At 42.4% G+C, this 21132-nt stretch carries 13 protein-coding genes; 8 read left to right on the top strand and 5 right to left on the bottom strand.

Annotated elements, in window-relative coordinates:
* The first annotated feature begins 1 nt into the window (after nucleotide 1).
* Both BEGALDRAFT_RS08570 and BEGALDRAFT_RS08575 read left to right on the top strand, forming a co-directional pair.
* Nucleotides 2-1483 carry a UDP-N-acetylmuramoyl-L-alanyl-D-glutamate--2,6-diaminopimelate ligase gene (locus tag BEGALDRAFT_RS08570; protein ID WP_002685710.1) on the top strand — a complete coding sequence of 494 codons (1482 nt, stop codon included), beginning with the start codon at nucleotides 2-4 and terminating at the stop codon, nucleotides 1481-1483.
* A gap of 3 nt (nucleotides 1484-1486) precedes the next feature.
* Nucleotides 1487-2161 carry an urease accessory protein UreF gene (locus tag BEGALDRAFT_RS08575; protein ID WP_002685711.1) on the top strand — a complete coding sequence of 225 codons (675 nt, stop codon included), beginning with the start codon at nucleotides 1487-1489 and terminating at the stop codon, nucleotides 2159-2161.
* Between the two features lie 413 nt (nucleotides 2162-2574).
* Here BEGALDRAFT_RS08575 and BEGALDRAFT_RS08580 read toward each other — a convergent pair whose 3' ends face one another.
* Entirely contained in the window at nucleotides 2575-3207 is a 633-nt protein-coding gene (locus BEGALDRAFT_RS08580) for an arylesterase (protein WP_002685713.1), read from the bottom strand.
* Between the two features lies 1 nt (nucleotide 3208).
* On the opposite strand from BEGALDRAFT_RS08580, the gene BEGALDRAFT_RS08585 reads away from it, so the two are divergent.
* Together BEGALDRAFT_RS08585 and BEGALDRAFT_RS08590 are read left to right on the top strand one after the other, a co-directional pair.
* A complete protein-coding gene (locus BEGALDRAFT_RS08585; protein WP_002685714.1) occupies nucleotides 3209-3907 on the top strand; it encodes an ABC transporter ATP-binding protein in 699 nt (232 codons plus the stop codon).
* Between the two features lie 9 nt (nucleotides 3908-3916).
* Nucleotides 3917-6409, top strand: a complete 2493-nt coding sequence (locus BEGALDRAFT_RS08590; protein ID WP_002685717.1) for an ABC transporter permease — start codon at nucleotides 3917-3919, stop codon at nucleotides 6407-6409.
* A 267-nt stretch (nucleotides 6410-6676) separates the two neighbouring features.
* On the opposite strand, the gene rimO is transcribed toward BEGALDRAFT_RS08590, so the two are convergent.
* A complete protein-coding gene (gene rimO / locus BEGALDRAFT_RS08595) occupies nucleotides 6677-8026 on the bottom strand; it encodes a 30S ribosomal protein S12 methylthiotransferase RimO (RefSeq protein ID WP_002685719.1) in 1350 nt (449 codons plus the stop codon).
* A gap of 273 nt (nucleotides 8027-8299) precedes the next feature.
* Here rimO and BEGALDRAFT_RS08600 point away from each other — a divergent pair, with 273 nt between their 5' ends.
* Nucleotides 8300-8668 carry a hypothetical protein gene (locus tag BEGALDRAFT_RS08600; RefSeq protein WP_002685720.1) on the top strand — a complete coding sequence of 123 codons (369 nt, stop codon included), beginning with the start codon at nucleotides 8300-8302 and terminating at the stop codon, nucleotides 8666-8668.
* Between the two features lie 11 nt (nucleotides 8669-8679).
* Here the strand turns inward: BEGALDRAFT_RS08600 and rlmB are convergent, their stop codons facing one another.
* The 3 genes from rlmB to purH all read right to left on the bottom strand — a co-directional run bounded on the left by rlmB (nucleotide 8680) and on the right by purH (nucleotide 12430).
* Nucleotides 8680-9438, bottom strand: a complete 759-nt coding sequence (gene rlmB / locus BEGALDRAFT_RS08605; protein WP_002685722.1) for a 23S rRNA (guanosine(2251)-2'-O)-methyltransferase RlmB — start codon at nucleotides 9436-9438, stop codon at nucleotides 8680-8682.
* 118 nt (nucleotides 9439-9556) lie between these two features.
* Nucleotides 9557-10840: a phosphoribosylamine--glycine ligase gene (purD, locus tag BEGALDRAFT_RS08610; protein ID WP_002685724.1), complete on the bottom strand. Its 1284-nt coding sequence runs from the start codon at nucleotides 10838-10840 to the stop codon at nucleotides 9557-9559.
* A 30-nt stretch (nucleotides 10841-10870) separates the two neighbouring features.
* The gene (gene purH, locus BEGALDRAFT_RS08615) at nucleotides 10871-12430 is read right to left on the bottom strand and encodes a bifunctional phosphoribosylaminoimidazolecarboxamide formyltransferase/IMP cyclohydrolase (protein ID WP_002685726.1); all 1560 of its coding nucleotides are present in this window, start codon (nucleotides 12428-12430) and stop codon (nucleotides 10871-10873) included.
* A 212-nt stretch (nucleotides 12431-12642) separates the two neighbouring features.
* On the opposite strand from purH, the gene BEGALDRAFT_RS08620 reads away from it, so the two are divergent.
* The 3 genes from BEGALDRAFT_RS08620 to BEGALDRAFT_RS08630 all read left to right on the top strand — a co-directional run bounded on the left by BEGALDRAFT_RS08620 (nucleotide 12643) and on the right by BEGALDRAFT_RS08630 (nucleotide 21062).
* Complete coding sequence (locus BEGALDRAFT_RS08620; RefSeq protein WP_002685727.1) at nucleotides 12643-15240, top strand: response regulator; 2598 nt, start codon at nucleotides 12643-12645, stop codon at nucleotides 15238-15240.
* 169 nt (nucleotides 15241-15409) lie between these two features.
* The gene (locus tag BEGALDRAFT_RS08625; RefSeq protein WP_002685728.1) at nucleotides 15410-17524 is read left to right on the top strand and encodes a SpoIIE family protein phosphatase; all 2115 of its coding nucleotides are present in this window, start codon (nucleotides 15410-15412) and stop codon (nucleotides 17522-17524) included.
* Between the two features lie 130 nt (nucleotides 17525-17654).
* The gene (locus tag BEGALDRAFT_RS08630; protein ID WP_002685730.1) at nucleotides 17655-21062 is read left to right on the top strand and encodes a transglutaminase family protein; all 3408 of its coding nucleotides are present in this window, start codon (nucleotides 17655-17657) and stop codon (nucleotides 21060-21062) included.
* The last annotated feature ends 70 nt before the right edge of the window (nucleotides 21063-21132 follow it).

Here is a 21132-nt window from a genome sequence, read left to right on the forward strand (position 1 = left end):
CATGTACCTATCCGATTTATTAAACGACAATACGTTATTACCATCCGCCCATAACCCCCAAATTTACCAGCTACACAACAACAGCCAGCTTGTGAATACGGGTGCGGTTTTTTTCGCCCTTGCAGGCACAAAAAAACATGGCGAGATTTATATTAACGATGCTATCGCCCGCGGTGCTGTTGCTATTCTAAAAGAAGCACCTGTTTCCCGTTTTGAACTGCTCAATGACCAAATTCCCTGCATATCCATTCCCAATCTCAGCCAACAACTCGGCGAAATAGCAGCCCGTTTTTACCAATATCCTGCAAACAACATGCGTTTGACAGGCATTACAGGTACAAATGGTAAAACCTCCGTCTGTCATTTCATTGCACAACTACTCAATGACCAAACCCCCACGGCACTCATCGGTACACTGGGCTATACCACTTATAAAGAATACAACCTAATATCCACACACCATACCACCCCCGACGCGCTCCAACTACAAGCCATTTTTGCCGAATTTCGCGCTAAAAATATTACGGATGTTTCGATGGAAGTCTCCTCCCACGCACTTGCCCAAGGACGTGTTAACGCACTTCACTTTAAAACAGCCGTCTTTACAAATCTCAGTCGTGACCACTTAGACTACCATCAAACGATGGAAGAATACGCCGAAGTTAAACGGCTACTTTTCCAATGGGAAGGGCTAGAAAACGCAGTCATTAATATCGATGACCCCGTCGGGCGCAATTTTCTCGCACGCCTACCCAACCATGTACACTGCCTCACCTATGGACTAGATACTGATAATCTCATGAATAAACCAATGATTTCAGCAGAGATTATTAACCGCGATTTACAAGGCTGTACCCTACTGCTAAAAACTCCCGTTGGACAACAACAAGTCTCTATTCCCCTCTTTGGACAATTTAATATCAGCAATGTCCTTGCGGCTGTCGGTGTTCTACTCAGTTACAACATTCCTTTTGATACCGTAATAAAATCCCTACCCCATTTAAAACCCGTCGCGGGACGCATGGAATACTTCCACACGGATGACAGCCCCACAATTATTGTTGACTACGCACACACACCTGATGCCCTGCAAAAAGTCTTATTGACACTCAGACAACACTGTAAAGGGCAACTTTATTGCGTCTTTGGCTGTGGTGGCAATCGTGACCGAGGCAAACGCCCCCTCATGGGAGAAATCGCCCAAACCATTGCTGATCAAGTCGTGATTACAGACGACAACCCCCGCCAAGAAGACTCAAATGCCATCATTCGAGATATTCTCGCAGGCTGTCACACAAACGCGCCTGTACAACCCCGCGTCATTGCCAATCGAGAAGAAGCCATTCGCGCAACCATTCAACACGCGATGAGACAAGACATCGTCCTTATTGCAGGCAAAGGGCATGAAGACTATCAAGAAATTGGCGACCAATGCCTATACTTTAGCGACCGCCAACTAGTCAAAGACATTCTAAAACACTAAAACATGCACCTGACACCCCTGCTCCATCTCCTTCACCTTGTTAGCCCAACCTTACCCGTTGGCATGTTTGCCTATTCACAAGGATTAGAATCAGCAACCCATCAACAATGGATACAAGATGAAGCCAGCACACAGACATGGATAACAGGACTATTACAAAACACACTGACCTACTTAGACCTTGCTATCCTTGCCCGTTTACACCATGCATGGCAAAACAACGACCTTGAACAAATTGAGGAATGGAATAGCTATTTATATGCATCTCGAGAATCCGCCGAACTACGTGCGGAAGATAAACATTTAGGATTAGCCCTAGCTCGCTTACTCAAAGAGCTTAATATTCCTCATGCCCAAGATTTTTATCAACAACAAAAGGCGACTTGCTACGCGACCCTCTTCAGCCTAGCCGCCGTACACTGGCAAATCCCTGTTACTGAAACCCTGACAGGTTACGCATGGAGTTGGCTCGAAAATCAAACGATGGCAGCGGTTAAACTCATTCCACTCGGACAAACCGCAGGACAACGCATTCTTTTACACACACAAATGCTTATCCCGCAATGTGTTGAACGCAGTTTACAACTAACAGATGCAGAAATAGGCATTTTCTCCCCGATGCTTGCTATCAGTAGCGCGTTACATGAAACGCAATATTCCCGATTGTTTCGTTCTTAAGCTAACCTGAGTTCGGAGGGTTTCTTTTAAAAAGACAACAGCTTGTCTGAATCAGAATTCACAGAATTTTCAGAATTAGCAGAATTAAAAAGCGTCATTCACCCGACTTTTTTGGTTTTAGGGGTTTAAATCCTGTTAATTCTGAAAATCCTGATTCAGACAATGTTTTAATTTTAACTTGAGTTCGGCGAGATTTATAAAACAAAATAGAGACCTGCTAGATTTTTAAACCCTAGCAGGTCTTTTTTTGTCTGAATCAGAATTCACAGAATTTTCAGAATTAGCAGAATTAAAAAGCATGATTCTACCTTAATTTCTCGGTTTAAGGGGTTTAAATTCTGAAAATCCTGATTCAGACAATGTTTTAATCTTGTTTAGAATCGACTGTTTTTATAAAACACCTTCCTTATTTTTCACTCCTGTTTCTGCGACTGTAAGACAGGTTCAAGTGTCGACCAAACATTCTCTAATAATTGCGCTTGAGCTTCCGCTTTTGGGTGAATGCCATCGGCTTGCATCTTTTCTGGAATGCCTGCAACCCCCTCCAAGAAAAAAGGCAGGAAAATTAACTGATACTCGCTTGCTAATTGCTGATAAATTTGCTCAAACCGCTGAGTATAAACTTCACCATAATTCGGGGGGATTTTCATCCCGAATAAAATCACCGTCGCGCCTGCTTGTTGGCTTTCAGTAATCATCCGCATTAAATTTTCGCGCATTTCCTTTAAATTCAACCCACGTAAACCATCATTCCCCCCCAATTCTAAAATGACAACTTGCGGTTGATGCGTACTTAATAAAGCGGATAATCGCGCTCGTCCGCCACTGGTCGTATCACCGCTAATGCTGGCGTTAACCACCTTCCACGCCTGATATTTTTCATCATTGGTTAAACGTTTTTCTAATAACGCGACCCAGCCTTGTTCGAGAGTAATTCCATAGCCTGCACTCAAGCTATCCCCCACAACTAATAGGGTAGGGGTTTTTGCCTGCGTAAACCCACCCCATAATAAGAGCACAAGACAAAACAACAGGTTTTTTAACATGATGACAGAATCCTTAAAAACAGTCGTGAAAGCAGAGCAGGTAGGTAAACAAGTCCATGCCCCTGAAGGGGTATTGACCTTGTTAAGTGCGGTTGACTTACACATTCAACAAGGGGAAGCCGTCGCCATTGTCGGTGCGTCAGGTTCAGGAAAATCTACCTTATTGGGATTATTGGCAGGCTTAGATAATCCAAGTACAGGCGAAGTAACTTTATTAGGGACTTCTTTAAATCAATTGGATGAGGACGGACGGGCGAAATTACGGGCGGGCAAAGTGGGCTTTGTGTTTCAATCTTTTCATTTGTTACAAGGATTAACTGCATTAGAAAATGTGATGTTGCCGTTAGAATTAGCGGGCGATAATCGAGCCAAAGCCAGTGCGAGCAGTTTATTAGAGCAAGTCGGCTTAAGTCATCGTTTACAACATACGCCACAGCAATTATCAGGTGGTGAACAACAGCGCGTTGCCCTAGCACGAGCATTTGCAGGACAGCCACAAGTTCTATTTGCCGATGAGCCGACGGGTAATCTTGACCAAGCAACAGGACATCGAATTGTCGAGTTACTTTTTAAGTTACGGGAAGAACAAGGCACAGCATTAGTATTGGTGACGCATGATAATGAATTAGCCAATCGTTGTGACCGTCGTTATACCTTAGATAACGGGCGCGTTGTGTCATCAGCCAGTCCCAGCGCGTAGGAGATGACGATGCAAGCATTTCTCTTGGCATTTCGAAATTTATCCCGCGATTGGCGCACGCCTGAACTACGTATTCTTGCCCTTGCCTTATTGGTCGCTGTCACGGCAGTGACTTCAGTCGGATTTTTTACTGACCGCGTTTATCAAGTCATGGCACGCCAAGCGGCGGATATGTTGGGCGCAGACATTCGAGTGAGTTCTGCGTTTGCCTTACCTGAAGAATATCAAAAGACCGCAGAACAGCAACAGTTAAAAACGGCGAATGTCTTAAGTTTTCCAACGGTATTAGTCCGTGATGATGAAACGGTGTTAGTCGCATTAAAAGCTGTTAGCGCGGGCTACCCATTACGGGGCGAATTGCGGATTGCGAATAATGCATTCGATGCAGATAACGTTGCGAATGCCATTCCTGAACGCGGTAAAGTCTGGATTGATGGGCGTTTATTAGCACAGCTTAAAGTTAAAATCGGCGATAGTCTGCAAATTGGACGTTCAACATTCACGATTGAAAAATTAGTGACCTATGAGCCTGACCGCACAGGATTATTTTTTCAACTTGCGCCCCGTATTCTATTGAATTTAGCCGATATTGCGGAAACTGGTTTAATCAGTATCGGTAGCCGTGTGAATTATCAATTATTAATTGCGGGTGAAAACAATGCTATTGCAAACTATCGCACATGGTTAAGCCCCAACTTAAAAAACGACCAGACTATCAAAGGAGTCGAAGACAATAACCCACAATTTAATATAGCGTTGCGCCGTGCGGAACAATTTTTAGGCTTAGCAGCGTTAGTCGCGGTTATTTTAGCAGGCGCAGCGATAGCCGTAGCAGCGCGACATTTTGCCGATAAACAAGCCGATACCAGTGCCATTATGCGCTGTTTGGGCGCGTCGCAACGTTTAATTATGCAGATTTATCTCTGGCGAATGCTCTGGCTGGGCTTATTTGCCAGTTTATTTGGGTGCTTGGCGGGATGGCTGGCACAAAGTTTACTTGCCACGATTTTGGCAACTTTTATTCCCAGCAGTGGCATATTACCCACCGCTAGCTTTAGCCCATTATTTATGGGGGTTGCGGTGGGTTTTATCACCTTATTGGGGTTTGCTTTACCGCCGATTTTACGCATTCATGCAGTACCACCGTTGCGGGTTTTACGTCATGAACTCAATGCAACCCCAGCACGGGCGCGTCAAGTGTTAGGCGTTGCAGGCATTGCCATGTTGAGCTTATTACTATGGCAAGCGGGCGATATTAAACTGGCGGGCTGGTTAATTTTAGGCGTGTTATTAACACTGGTTTTATTGAGTGCGGTAGCGTATGGCTTGGTGTATAGCCTGCGGGGAGTACGCGACAATGTCGGGGTAACGTGGCGATTTGGTTTAAGTAATTTAACCAGACGTTTACGTGCAAGCAGTATTCAATTAACCGCTTTTGGCTTGGGTATTATGGCGTTATTACTGCTCGCGGTGGTGCGTGTAGACTTGCTAAACGCATGGCAACGCAATATTCCAGAAGGAACACCGAATTATTTTCTCGTCAATATTCAACCCGAACAAGTCGAACCGTTAAAGGCTTATTTGGAAAAACAGCAATTAACAACGAGCGGTTTTTACCCCATGGCGGTTGGGCGTTTTGTATCTATCAATGGGAAGCCATTAGTCGCGGAAAATTATGACAATGACCGCGCCCGCCGTTTTACCGAACGCACCTTTAATTTATCCAGTGCAGCGACTTTGCCAAAGGATAATGAAATTATTGAGGGCGTTTTTCAACATGATAAAACCACACAAGAATTATCTGTCGAAGAAGATTTTGCCCGCGATATGGGCATTAAAATGGGTGATGTTTTACGCTTTAGCGTCGGTGGGCAAGAAATTGAGGGAAAAGTCACCAGTTTACGACAAGTTAAATGGGACACGTTTAACGTGAATTTCTTCGTTTTAGGCAGTCCTGATACAACGGTAAATTTACCGCGAACCTATGTCACCAGTTTCTATTTATCGCCAGACCGCAGTCATTTAATGCCTGATTTAGCGCGTACATTTAATGGGGTAACGGTGTTCGATTTAAACGTAATTCTGCAACAAGTGCGGACATTGATGGACAGAGCTGTGTTGGGGATTCAATACGTTTTCTTATTCACCTTATTATCAGGCGTGATGGTATTATATGCCGCCTTATCAGCGACTTATGAAGAGCGTTTATATGAAAGCGCGATATTGCGGACTTTAGGCGCGACCCGTCGTCAAGTGCTCATGGGTTTACTGTCTGAATTCAGTTTATTAGGTGGATTAGCAGGATTACTAGCAGCAAGTGTGGCGGGCTTAATTGGTTGGATATTAGCGGTACAAATTTTTGAGTTATCTTATAGCTTTAATCCAATTTTATGGTTAATCGGCATTGTCGGTGGTGCATTAGGCGTGGGATTAGCGGGACTTTTTGGAACGCGGAAAGTTTTGCATAAACCACCGTTGATGACTTTACGACATATGGAATAATTTGTTTTTTAACCCGAGTTTGGCGAATAAGATTTTTAAACTTATTGGCTTAATTTGGGTAAGCTTTTTCTTGTCTGAATCAGGATTAGCGGGATTTAAAACTCTCAAACCAAAAAGTCAGGTGAATCACGCTTTTTAATCCTGCTAATCCTGAAAATCCTGATTCAGACAATTTTTTAATCTTGTCTGGTGAATCTTGTTTTTATAGCAAACGCACTATAAAACGATAAGGAAGAAAACAATTTATCCAATTAAACAAGGATACGATTAAATCGATTCCTCATCGTCTAAATAGAAATCTGCATATAAATCATGTTCATCAGCATCGGTAATAGTGACTTCCCATAAATCCCCTGGAACAACGCTGAGTTCGTCATATTCATCAGGCGGTAAAATCACCATGCCATCAATTTCTGGTGCATCGGCATAGGTGCGGGCATAAATGCCTTCTGAAGTCACTTCGTCTATCATGACCATCACACGCTCGCCAATTTTTTCCTGCAATTTATCCGCGCTGATTTCACTTTGTACCGCCATGAAACGGGCAAGGCGTTCTTCTTTTACTTCTTCAGGAATCGGATTCGGTAACTGATTTGCACTCGCGCCTTCTACGGGAGAGTAAGCAAATGCACCGACTCGGTCTAAACGGGCTTCACGGATAAAATCGAGGAGTTCTTCAAACTCTGCTTCTGTCTCTTCGGGAAAGCCAACAATAAACGTACTGCGTAATGCAATTTCAGGACAGATATCACGCCAGTGTTGAATTCGTTGCAGCATATTTTCTGCATCCGCAGGGCGACGCATGGCTTTTAAAATACGTGGGTTGCCGTGTTGTAGAGGAACATCTAAGTAGGGAATAACAATGCCCTCAGCCATTTGTTCAACGAGTCGGTCTATATGTGGATAGGGGTAGATATAATGCAGGCGTACCCAAACACCTAAGGTACTTAAGGCTTTGGTTAATTCGTGAATTTGGGTTTTGAGCGGTTTGCCTTGCCAAAAATCTAATTTATATTTTTGGTCAACCCCATAAGCGGCGGTATCTTGGGAAACTATCAGGAGTTCACGCACACCCGCACTGACTAATTTTTCAGCTTCGTCCAAAATTTCGCCAATCGGACGGCTGACTAATTTCCCGCGCATACTGGGAATAATGCAGAAACTGCATTGTTGGTTACAGCCTTCTGCTATTTTGATATAGGCGTAATGACGGGGTGTTAATTTAATCCCACCCGGTGGGACTAAATCAACATAGGGGTCGTGCTCTGGCGGTAGGGCTTGATGAATCGCATTCATGACTTCGGGTAAGGCATTGGGCCCTGTAACGGCTAATACAGCGGGATGAACGTTTTTAACCGTATCGCCTTTTGCGCCTAAACAGCCTGTTACAATGACGCGCCCATTTTCGTGTAATGCTTCGCCAATCACTTCTAATGATTCTTGTACTGCTTCATCGATAAAACCACAGGTATTTACAACCACGAGGTCGGCATCGTCATAACTGGGTGTAATTAAATATCCTTCTGCGCGTAATTGCGTCAGAATACGTTCAGAATCAACGGTTGCTTTTGGACAACCTAGCGAAATAAAACCGACTTTGGGAATGTGTTTAGACATAAAAAACTATAACCTACTGTTCATTTATTTATAAAATAACCTAATTTATCTGTTATCTTACCCCCATAGGCGATAAACAACAGACAAGATGTTGACAACTTTATGATTAGGTGTTGATAAACACTCAATCAGGTATCGCGCAAATGCGCATTATTTGATTAAGTGTGAGTGGCATAATCATTATTATGTATGGCAAGATTACTGCATACCGTCTAGTATTGAGTAAATACATCATTACATAGTGTCATGTTTAAACAATAAAGATACACAACAATGCAACGTATTTCACAAAAAATTATTGGTGTTCCTTACGGTAAAACAAAAGATGAGATTGGACAGTTGCTTTTAAGGAATTGGCAAAATGCTATTGTCGAGCAAACCAAAAACCTGCCAAAAATCAAAGGGGTTTGTGTTTTAAAACTTAACTTTCTGTTGCCTGCTGATAAATTTCCCGCCCGCTTTCCTTACGGCCCTGACTTAGAAGGATTAATTGGGCGTGTCATGGATTCGTTGAATAGCACTATTTTTAGTGAAGTGGCTGGCGGACATTCTTGCATCATGTCGTTAAGCGTGAAAAAAACCAAAGTACCATCCGATAAAGAAGCAGGAGTCTGGTTAGAAATTTTAACGTTAGATAGTTAAATTAACTGCTTTCATGTTGCGTTAGTACGTTGTCGCACGGCTTCGTAAAGGCAAACTCCTGTCGCAACAGATACATTTAAGCTTTCTACTTGTCCAAACATAGGGATTTTTACGAGCGTATCGCATAATTCCTGTGTTAAACGCCGTAAGCCTGTCCCTTCTGCCCCTAGAACAATTGCTAACGCGCCAGTTAGTTCAGTCGCAAAAAGTGATTGTTGACTTTCCCCCGCTGTGCCAATTATCCACACCCCTTGTTCTTTTAACCAACGTAAAGTTGTGGCTAAATTCGTGACTTGAATCAATGGCACGCTTTCTGCGCCACCTGATGCAACTTTGCGTACCACAGGTGATAAACCACAGGCTTTATCTTTTGGCACAATCACGGCGTGCACGCCTGCGGCATCGGCTGTGCGTAAACACGCACCCAAGTTATGCGGGTCTTGAACGGTATCCAAGATTAATAAAAAAGGGGGAACGGTCAATTGCTCGAGTAATTGGGCTAAATCGTCTTGGGTTTGCATCGCTTGTGCTTTACAGCGGGCGATAATGCCTTGATGATTACTGCCCTCTTCCACTTGTTTATCTAAGGTTTTCTTAGCAACAGTTTGAATGGTTAAATCATGTTGGCGTGCTTGATTTAATAAACCCTCAATACGGGCATCTTGTCTGCCTTCTTGCACCCAAATTTCTAAAATACGACTTGCGTCATTTTGTAAGACCGCTTGCACGGCATGAATACCGAAAATAATATCGTGTCGGGATTTATTCATAAAAAAACAATCGCCCCTTGTAAATGAAAACGGATAACACCGTTTAAAACGATGGTATCCGTGTTTTAACTTATGCTAAACATCACTTTAAAAAGCGTCAGCCAATGAAGATTTAAGTCTAACCTTCGCGGGCAATCGCTCTATAGCCAATATCATGGCGACAATACATCTTATTCCACTGAATTTTCTGAATCTGGGCATAAGCATCTTGTTGTGCCGTTTTGACGCTGTGACCTAACGCACACACACACAACACCCGACCGCCATTTGTGACCACTTGCCCATGTTCTTCCGCTGTCCCTGCATGGAACACTTTGACATTGTCCGCTGTTAGCTGGTCTAAGCCTTGAATTACATCGCCTTTAGCGTAGTCATTTGGATAACCCCCTGCGGCTAAAACGACACCTAACGCCACACGTTCATCCCATTGCGCATTGACTTCATGCAAGCGTTTATCCAAGGCAGCATTGCATAATTCAACAAGGTCAGATTGCAAACGCATCATAATCGGCTGAGTTTCAGGGTCGCCAAAACGGCAATTATATTCCAAGACTTTTGGATTGCCTTGTGGGTCTATCATGACACCTGCATATAAAAATCCTGTGTAAGGTATGCCTTCCGCTGCCATGCCTTTTACGGTTGGTTCAATCACCAAACGCATGATTTTTTCATGCACATCCGCAGTCACCACAGGCGCAGGCGAATAGGCCCCCATTCCCCCCGTATTTGGCCCTTTGTCCCCATCATCACGGGCTTTATGGTCTTGAGAGGTCGCCATCGGCAGAATATGTTCACTGTCCACCATACAAATAAAACTGGCTTCTTCCCCAACTAAAAACTCTTCAATCACCACACGACTGCCAGCACTGCCAAACGCATTGCCTGCTAACATATCCTCAACAGCGGCAATGGCTTCAGCCTCAGTTTGCGCTAATATCACGCCTTTACCAGCGGCTAAGCCATCCGCTTTAACCACAATAGGCGCGCCTTTAGCGTGAATATAATCAATAGCGGGCTGAATTTCCGTAAAATGCTGATAAGTTGCTGTTGGAATGGCATGACGTGCTAAAAAGTCCTTTGTAAATGCCTTTGAACCTTCTAACTGTGCCGCGCCACTGGTTGGACCAAAACAACGCAAGCCTGCTATGCGAAATTTATCCACCACGCCTGCTACTAAAGGGGCTTCAGGGCCAACAATGGTTAAATCAATTTGCTGTTGTCGGGCAAAATTAACCAATGTATGAATATCATCACTCTTAATTGGTACATTCTCGACTTTCGCTTCTCGTGCTGTACCTGCATTTCCAGGTGCAACAAACACCTTTTGCACAGTCGGCGATTGAGCGACTTTCCATGCTAAGGCGTGTTCGCGCCCCCCATTACCTATAATCAATATTTTCATCGTTTTTTAATCGTTTTCTGAGGTTATAGATTAATGCTTAAAGTGACGCATCCCTGTAAAAACCATCGCCATTCCATGCTCATTCGCTGCTTGAATGACCTCCTTATCACGCATAGAACCCCCTGGTTGGATAACTGCCGTAATGCCAACAGCCGCCGCCGCATCAATACCATCACGAAAGGGGAAAAAGGCATCAGAAGCCATAACAGAACCAGCGACTTGCAAATGCTCATCCCCTGCCTTAATTGCGGCAATTTTTGCACTATAAACACGACTCATCTGTCCTGCCCCAATGCCTATTGTCATGCCATCCTTGCAATAAACAATCGCGTTAGATTTCACAAACTTCACCACTTTCCACGCAAACAATAAATCGTTTAATTCAGCTTCGCTGGGTTTACGTTCAGAAACTAACTGCAAATCTGCCGCACTCACTGCACCTAAATCATAGTCTTGGACTAATAACCCCCCATTGACCCGTTTAAAATCTAAACGCAGACCAACACTATCAGTCCACTGTCCACAGACTAAGACCCGCACATTGGTTTTTGTCGCTAAAATGGGTTTTGCCTCCTCGACAACACTCGGTGCAATAATGACCTCGACAAATTGACGCTCAATAATTGCTTTTGCAGTCACCACATCTAAAGGACGATTAAACGCAATAATCCCGCCAAATGCAGACGTTGGGTCAGTCCGATAAGCGCGGTCATAAGCCTCAAAAATAGTTGCTCCAACAGCAACCCCGCAAGGATTAGCATGTTTAACAATCACACAGGCAGGCACGCTAAAGGTACGTACACATTCTAAGGCTGCATCCGTATCTGCCACATTATTAAACGATAATTCTTTACCCTGTAACTGAACAGCGGTTGAAACGCTGGGTTCTGTATTACGCGCTTCACGATAAAAAGCTGCTTTTTGATGCGGATTTTCTCCATAACGCATACTTTGCACCTTTTCATATTGCAGGCTTAAAGTAGGCGGGAAAGCAGGCTCAGGATTATCGATTTGCCCTAAATAATTCGCAATTGCCCCATCATAGCGAGCCGTATGAGCAAACACTTTACGTGCTAATTTTAAACGAGTGACAACACTGATAAAGCCTTGATTTTCATCAAACTCACTTAATACACTGTTATAGTCTTGGGCATCGACAACGACGGTAACGGCAGCGTGATTTTTAGCAGCAGAACGCAACATTGCAGGCCCCCCAATATCGATGTTTTCAATCGCAGTCGCTAAGTCACAACTGGGGTTTGCAATTGTCTGTTCAAAGGGATATAAATTAACAATTAACAAATCAATGGGATTAATCCCATGAGTTGCCATCACATCTTCATCAACACCGCGCCGTCCTAATAATCCGCCATGAATTTTAGGATGCAAGGTTTTCACACGTCCATCCATCATTTCTGGAAAACCTGTGTAATCAGCAACTTCTACAACGGGAATGTTGTGTTCTGCTAATAACTTTGCTGTTCCACCCGTAGAAAGAATTTCTACTCCCCGTTCATGTAATGCATGAGCAAAGTCGGTGATGCCTGTTTTATCAGAAACACTGATAAGCGCACGTTGGATTTTTGACATTTTTATCCTTCTGCATAAAAAGTTTGAAAATAGAGAAAAAGTAAACAGATAAGGTCTTTCATAAAATAGAAATAATCATTAAATTAGATTTCTTTGATGCCAATTCGGTTTTTTTGTTTTAGCATTAACCAGTTTTCATTTTTAAGTAATAAATATCGCTGAAAAGTTTCACTTAAAAGTGATTTATATCAAAATTTTATAGGTTTAAATTTATGCTCAATAAAGCACCTATTAAGTATATTTATGGACTTATTGTTGTTTTAATCATCGCCGTCACCTCCTCAGTTTATTACAGCTTGTCGACGCTATTAGCAAGCTTTAAACTGGTTGAACATACCTATCTTTCTATTGATTACGGCAATCAATTCAAAACAACCGTTTTGGACACAGAAAAAAACGTACGAAGTTTTGTTCTTACAGGGAATACACAATTTTTTGATAATTACAGCACAAATTCACATAAATTAACGCTGTTATTAAAAAATGCAGAGGAACATGTCAACGATAATCCTATTCAAATACAACTGCTAAAAAATATTAATTTTTCAATTAATTTATGGCTTGAACAATATGTTGTCGATTTAATGGAAAAGCGAAAACGGCTTGTTGCAGCAAATAATGTGAATGATGCCAATATAATCGAGATATCCAATTTTTTACAATCTAGCGTTTATCGGAGTAGTACGGAAAATATTTATGCTAAAATTCAAAGTTTTATCAAAAATGAAGTTGATTTATTAACCGTTCGTACACAAGAAAACTATGCATTAGCCAATCAAACGATTATTTTTATTATCGTTGGCAATCTATTTGTGATTATTTGCAGTTTTCCCCTCGTTTCCACACTGATGCGTTACATATGGCTAACAGGTGGACGTTCACATTTACAAGAACGTCTTATTGGTGAGCAACAAGTACAAACCCTTGCAGACAATGTCTTATCATTCCTCAGTGAATACCTCACCGCTTATAAAGCCGTCATGTATCTGCCCGACTCCTCTTTAGAGGAAGTTAAAAAACTACATCTTGTCTCTACTTATGCCTGCGCACGGAAACAAGTGCCCCATTACATCACTATGGGAGATGGATTGCTAGGACAAGCCGCCTTGACACCACAATTATTACGTATTCGTGATATTCCCTCAAATTATTTACCCATTTCATCAGGTTTAGGTCAGATAAAACCCATTGAATTGCTCATTTTTCCAATTTTTTATCAAAATAGCATAAAAGGCGTGATTGAATTTGCCTTTTTTAAACCAGTTAGTACGATTAAAGTTGATTTTTTACAACAGGTTTCCTTGATTATTGGCGCGGCGTTACATGGTGCAGAAACGCATCAGCATATTCAAAAATTGTTAGAAGAAACCCAAGTGCAAGCGAGCGAATTACGTTCGCAACAGGAAGAATTAGCCAGCATTAATGAAGAATTAGAAGAACAATACAGCACCTTAGAAAAGCAATATGCTGAAATTAATCGGGTCAATACAACCAATCAACAATTGCAGGCATTAAATAGATCAATAGAGTCTGAAAAACAAGCCTTAGCCCTAGCAAGTCACTATAAATCCACTTTTTTAGCGAATATGTCGCATGAGCTACGCAACCCATTGAATAGTATTTTAATGCTTGCGGAAATTTTTGAGGAAAATATTTATAACAATTTAAACGAGAAGCAAATTGAGCAAGCAAAAACGATTTATAACGCGGGAACGGATTTATTATCACTAATCAATGATATTTTAGATTTAGCCCGCATTGAAGCGGGTAAGCTCAGTATTCAAGCAGAAGAATTTATTTTAGATGAACTTATTGAGCAAACTTATCAAAAATTCTCGCCAATTGCTGAGAAAAAAGGCTTGCGCTTTCTCTCAGAAAAAGCAAAGGATTTACCTTATAGCTTAGTCAGTGATCAGCGCAGAATTAGTCAGATTATTAATAACTTATTATCTAATGCGCTAAAGTTCACTCATGAGGGTGAAGTGATTATGCACATTTATCAGCCTACAGTGGAAGAATTATCGCAATATCAATCTGTAGTAAAAACAAAATTCATTGCGGTACAGGTTAAAGATACAGGTATTGGTGTTGAAAAAGATAAACAAGCAATTATTTTTGAACCTTTTCAACAAGCAGATGGTTCAACAAATCGTCGTTATGGGGGTACAGGGTTAGGTTTATCCATTTCTCGACAATTAGCCAATTTATTAGGTGGATTTATTCATTTAGAAAGTGAATTTGGTAAAGGGAGTTGCTTTACAGTTTATTTACCCATTCATTTACAGTCGACTGAAGATAATCAAGCAGATTTAAACTTAGCAACCAAGATATCTGCACCACCAACAGAGACGCATATGCCTGACTCATTGGAAGAATCCAAAATATCAATAACTACTACAACTGAAACCAATGAATATGATAAAGAATATTACTTTACACATCGGAAAATCTTAGTTGTTGATGATGATAAACATAATCGTTTTGCCTTACAGTTATTATTAGAAAGCAAGAAGATGCAAGTTTTACTTGCGCGAAATGCGCTTGAAGCCTTGCAGACATTAGAAGATAACCCAGATATTGCAGTGGTTTTAATGGACATTATGATGCCCGATATTGATGGATACGAAGCTATTCGGCGTATTCGTACACAAGCCATTCATCGCAAATTACCCATTATTGCGATTACCGCTAAAACCCTTCCCGCTGATAGAGACGAATGTTTGCGTGCGGGTGCAAATGAGTACCTTTCTAAACCAATTAATGCAAACGCATTATTAACACTTTTAAAAATGTGGCTGAATAATGTGTAATAATATGATTTTACTGGATTAAGACTGGTATTTGTTTTGCATAAAATAGGTGAGGTTTATTATTTTTTAATTTTTTTGGCGAAATTTCTTTTTATACTGCAAACTGCTTATAAATGCGTGTAAGCCAAAATGACAATAATAACGCATCCCTTTTAGTGGAGGCAGGGCTATGAACTATATAACTTTTTTTAGGCGTTTACCGTTGCGTTATGTATTGGTAACGCCTTTTATTATTCTGTTGGTGGTAACCGTTACAATCACGGGATATTTATCTTTTTATCATGGACAAGTCGCAATTCGTGATTTAGCGTCGCAATTGTTAGATGAAATCAGTGTGCGTGTTAATGAAAATTTAAATATTTATTTAGAAGAACCATTTGAAGTTAATCAAACTAATCAAAATACGATTAATTTAGGGCTTTTAGACACGAATCAGCTTTCTAATTGGCAAACCTATTTGTGGGAGCAAATTAGGGTGCATCCGACGGTTCATCATATTTCTTTTGGCAATGAAGCACGGGAGTTTGTGGGGGTTGAGCGGTTAGATAATAATCAAATTGTGATGCGTCGCTCTGGACAAGTCACGGATTATAATTACACAACGTATCCTTTAGATGCACAAGGACATCCACAAGCACCTGATGCCGTTACGCCTAATTATGACCCGAGGGCGCGACCTTGGTATCAAATCGCGCTCAAGGCGGGAAAACCTGCATGGAGTGAAATTTTTCCGCATTTTGGTGCGCCGACTTTAATGATAAGCCTGAATCAGCCTGCTTATAGTACCGATGGTAAGTTATTAGGGGTGATTAATAGCGCGTTGCGTCTTTCGCAAATTGGCGAATTTTTACAACAATTAAAAGTGGGTAAAACAGGACAAGTCTTTATTGTTGAACACTCGGCAATGCTGGTTGCAACTTCTTCAGGGGAATTGCCCTTGCGTAAAGTTGCGGATAAACAACAGCGTTTAAGTGCGTTAGACAGTCAACATCCGCTGACTGCGGAAGTGACACGATATTTACAAGGTAGGTTTAATAAATTATCAGATATTCAAAAACCTATGTTTTTAGATTCTGTCTTTAATGACGAAGATATTTTTATTAAAGTCTCACCATATCAAGATGATGATGGGTTAGATTGGTTAGTTATTGTTGCCGTGCCTGCTAATGATTTTATGAGCGCGATTGATAAAAATGCTTATATTATCTTTTTGTTATGTTTAGGGGCTTTGTTAATCGCAATTGCCATTGGGGTTTGGTCAGCTAATCGTGTAACTCTGCCTATTGCGGAGTTAATGACTGCATCATGGCAAATTGCTAAAGGCGAATGGAATCATCAATTACCTTTGCATCGACAAGATGAAATTGGCGAGTTAGCTCGTTCTTTCCATTTTATGGCGACACAACTGCAAGATTCTTTCTTACTCTTAGAAGCTAAAGTCGAGGAGCGTACCGCCCAATTAGCGCAAGCAAATAGCGAAATTATGACGCTCAATGAACGATTAAAAGGCGAAAATTTGCGTATGTCTGCGGAGTTAGACATCACTCGTCATTTACAACAAATGGTGTTGCCCAAAGCGCAAGAGCTTTTACAGATTAAAGAATTAGATATTGCTGGTTATATGGAACCTGCAAGTGAAGTCGGTGGTGATTATTATGATGTTCTACAAAAAGATGGGCGGGTTATTTGTGGTATTGGTGACGTAACAGGACATGGTTTAGAAAGTGGCGTGCTAATGCTCATGGTGCAAATGGCAGTACGGACATTGTTAAATAGTAACGTGCCTAATGTAGAAACTTATTTAAAAGTGTTAAATCGGACTTTGTATGATAATGTTAAACGAATGAATTCTGATAAGAATTTAACATTATCCTTGTTAGATTACGAACAAGGCGTTTTACACTTAAGTGGTCAACATGAAGAGGTTTTAATTGTCCGTCGCAATGGCGTGGTAGAGCGTATTGATACGATTAATCTAGGCTTTATGGTGGGTTTAGAAAGTGATATTGAAACCTTTTTAGGACATCGTGAAATTCGTTTAGCAGAAGGTGATGGTGTAGTGTTATATACCGATGGTTTAACGGAAGCCCGTAATGAACGTGGTCGCGTTTATGGGGTAGAGCGGTTATGTGAGATTGTGAGCCAATATTGGCACTTGCCTGCGCAACAAATTCAAATTCAAGTCATTGCAGATGTACGCGAACATGTTGGCACGCAAAAAGTCGCAGACGATATTACCCTGCTAATTCTAAAAAAAAACCTGATGGCAGAGATTGAGGCTTAAGGAAACAAGAGGATAAGCAACACTAAAAAATGGCTTATCCTTACTTGTTATAGAAATTTAATACTTAACAATTTTACTAAGGCATGTTGAAATAGTGCTTTCTTTCATTGTCACAAGTTAGGATGGACGCATGGCTATTCGAGTTGCTCTTAATCATTTCACACGTTACCGCTATGATCGGTCAGTGTCGATGTCACCGCACGTAATCCGATTGCGCCCCGCCCCGCATTCCCGTACCCCCATACATGCCTACTCGCTAAATATTGAGCCAAAAGAACATTTTATAAATTGGCAACAAGACCCTTTTGGCAACTATCTTGCGCGTGTTGTATTCCCGAATAAGGTCAAAGAATTTTCTGTTGAAGTCGATGTTGTCGCAGAAATGACGGTCATCAATCCCTTTGATTTTTTCTTAGAAGACTATGCGGAAGAATTTCCGTTCACCTATGATGAAAAGTTAGCAAAAGAATTAATTCCTTATTTAGAAATTACTGAAAGTGGTAAATTATTAACTGACTGGTTAAGTAAAGTTGATTTAAAGAAACTGCGTACTATTGACTTTTTAGTCGGCTTAAATCAACGCTTACAAAAAGATATTGGTTACAACATCCGCATGGAGCCTGGCGTACAAAGTTGTGAGGAAACGCTGACCTTAGCGCGTGGTTCGTGTCGAGATACTGCTTGGTTACTTGTCCAAATTCTGCGCCATTTAGGGCTTGCTGCCCGTTTTGTCTCTGGCTATCTCGTTCAGCTCGCGCCTGATATTAAATCGCTCGATGGTCCTTCAGGGCCTGAAGCCGACTTTACCGACTTACACGCATGGACAGAAGTCTTTTTACCTGGGGCGGGTTGGGTTGGCTTAGATGCTACGTCAGGGCTTTTTGCAGGTGAGGGGCATATCCCTTTAGCATGTACACCAGACCCCAGTAACGCCGCCCCAATTACAGGCGCGGTGGATAAATGCGAAACAGAATTTTATTACCATAATCAAGTTACTCGTGTTCATGAAGACCCGCGTGTGACCAAGCCTTATACCGAAGAGCAATGGCAGTCGATTATGGCGTTAGGCTATAAAATCGATAAAGTGCTGAATGAAAATGATGTTCGCTTAACCATGGGCGGCGAACCCACATTCGTTTCTATTGACGATATGGAAGGCGCGGAATGGAACACCGCCGCATTAGGGCCGACAAAACGTAAACTCGCCGATAATTTATTAAAACGGTTGCGTAAACGCTTTGCTGATGGTGCATCATTACATTATGGGCAAGGCAAATGGTATCCAGGCGAGCCTTTCCCGCGTTGGGCATTTGGCTGTTTCTGGCGTAAAGATGGTTTACCCGTTTGGAAAAATCCTGACCTTATTGCCGATGAATCCAAACAATATGGTTATACCCGCGTTGATGCTGAACGTTTTATGAAACAATTGGCGAAACGTCTGGGCATTAAATCACGCTATATTGTCCCTGCTTACGAGGATATGCTGTATTACCTCTGGAAAGAGGGCAACGTCCCCGCAAATTTAGACCCTAAAAAAGCGAATTTAAAAGATGATGTAGAGCGTAAACGCCTTGCCCGTTTACTCAGTGAAGGACTCGACGAGCCGACAGGGTATGTGTTGCCAATTCGTTGGTACTATCATTTTTCAGGCGGTGAATGGCGCAGTTGTCCTTGGGAATTACGACGCGGACAGCTTTATCTCACTCCTGGAGATTCCCCAGCAGGTTTACGCTTGCCATTAGACACACTCCCATGGGTTGCTTTAGATAAGCGTGAAATTCAAGAAGAAAGAAGCCAATTTGAACCCCATTTACCCCTGCAAGATTTTCACGGTACAGTTGCACAACGTTACAGCCAATGGATAGAAACTGACCACAGTCAAGATATTATCCACGAGCAACAAGCTGAACCCGATGATTTACCCCATAACCGTCCCCGCTACATTGAAGAGTTCGTCGATGTTGTGCGGACAGCCCTTTGTGTTGAAGCCCGTAATGGTTTCCTATATGTCTTCTTACCGCCTTTAACCCATTTAGAACATTATTTAGACCTCGTTGCCTCGATTGAAACCGTTGCCAAAGCACTCAATATGCCCGTCGCACTCGAAGGCTACGAGCCACCCCGCGACCCACGCTTATTACGGATGCACATCACCCCCGATCCTGGTGTGATAGAAGTTAATATACATCCTGCACGCAATTGGGACGAACTTGTTAATAACACAAGCATTCTGTATGACGAAGCCTATTACTCCCGTTTAGGGACAGAAAAATTTATGCTCGATGGACGGCATACAGGAACAGGTGGCGGTAATCATGTGACATTAGGCGGTGAAACCCCTGCCGATAGCCCCATGTTGCGCCGTCCTGACCTACTGCGTAGCCTAATTACCTTCTGGCAACATCACCCTAGCTTATCCTACCTTTTTTCAGGCATGTTCATTGGCCCTACCAGCCAAGCACCGCGTGTGGACGAAGCTCGCAACGAAAGCCTGTACGAATTAGAAATTGCTTTCCAACAAATGCCTGAAGGCGAAATTGCCGCGCCGTGGTTGGTTGACCGCTTGTTAAGACATCTCCTTGTTGACCTAACAGGCAATACCCACCGCTCTGAATTCTGCATTGACAAACTCTACTCTCCTGATAGCAATTCAGGACGGCAAGGATTAGTGGAACTACGGGCATTTGAAATGCCACCCCATGCCCGTATGAGCTTGATGCAAATGCTCTTACTGCGCGGTTTAATTGCGCATTTCTGGAAAACGCCTTACAAAAAACCGTTAGTGCGTTGGGGGACGGAATTACATGACCGTTTCTTGCTTCCGCATTTTGTGCAAGAAGACTTCAAAGACGTGATTTATACCCTCCAACAAGCGGGCTATCCTTTCCAACTTGACTGGTTTGCCCCCTTCTTCGAATTCCGCTTCCCGCATTATGGCTCTGTGCAAGTTTCGGGGATTCGTTTGGATTTACACATGGGGATAGAACCATGGCATGTGTTGGGCGAAGAAACCACCAGCACAAGCACAGCACGCTATGTTGACTCCTCCGTTGAACGGATTCAAATCAAAGCGACAGGATTAACAGATAGCCGTTATGTTGTCACCTGCAATGGTCGTCGAGTTCCTTTACATAATACGGGTGTACATGGGGAATATGTTGCGGGAGTTCGTTATCGCGCATGGCAACCACCATCCGCATTACATCCCACTATCCCTGTACATGTGCCATTAGTATTTGATTTAATTGATACATGGACAGGTCGTTCCGTGGGCGGATGTACCTACCACGTTTCCCATCCAGGGGGAAATAACAGCCCCGCATTCCCCGTGAATGCCTATGCAGCAGAATCACGACGCATGACCCGCTTCTTTGATTTTGGACACACCCCTGGCTCTGTCAAAGCCCCTGAATGGTTCAAAGGTTTAGCAGGCTTCTACCCTGAGGGCAATCCGCCACAAGTGATGAGTCCGCCCATAGAAGAGCCAAATGCAGATTACCCTTACACCCTAGATTTACGTCGACAATCAAGGATGTAAACTGATAACGGGATTGCCAGTCCTTGCTTTTCTTTGGTACACATCGCAAAAGACCTGCTAGGTTTTTAAA

The sequence above is a fragment of the Beggiatoa alba B18LD genome (assembly GCF_000245015.1).
GTDB lineage: Bacteria > Pseudomonadota > Gammaproteobacteria > Beggiatoales > Beggiatoaceae > Beggiatoa > Beggiatoa alba.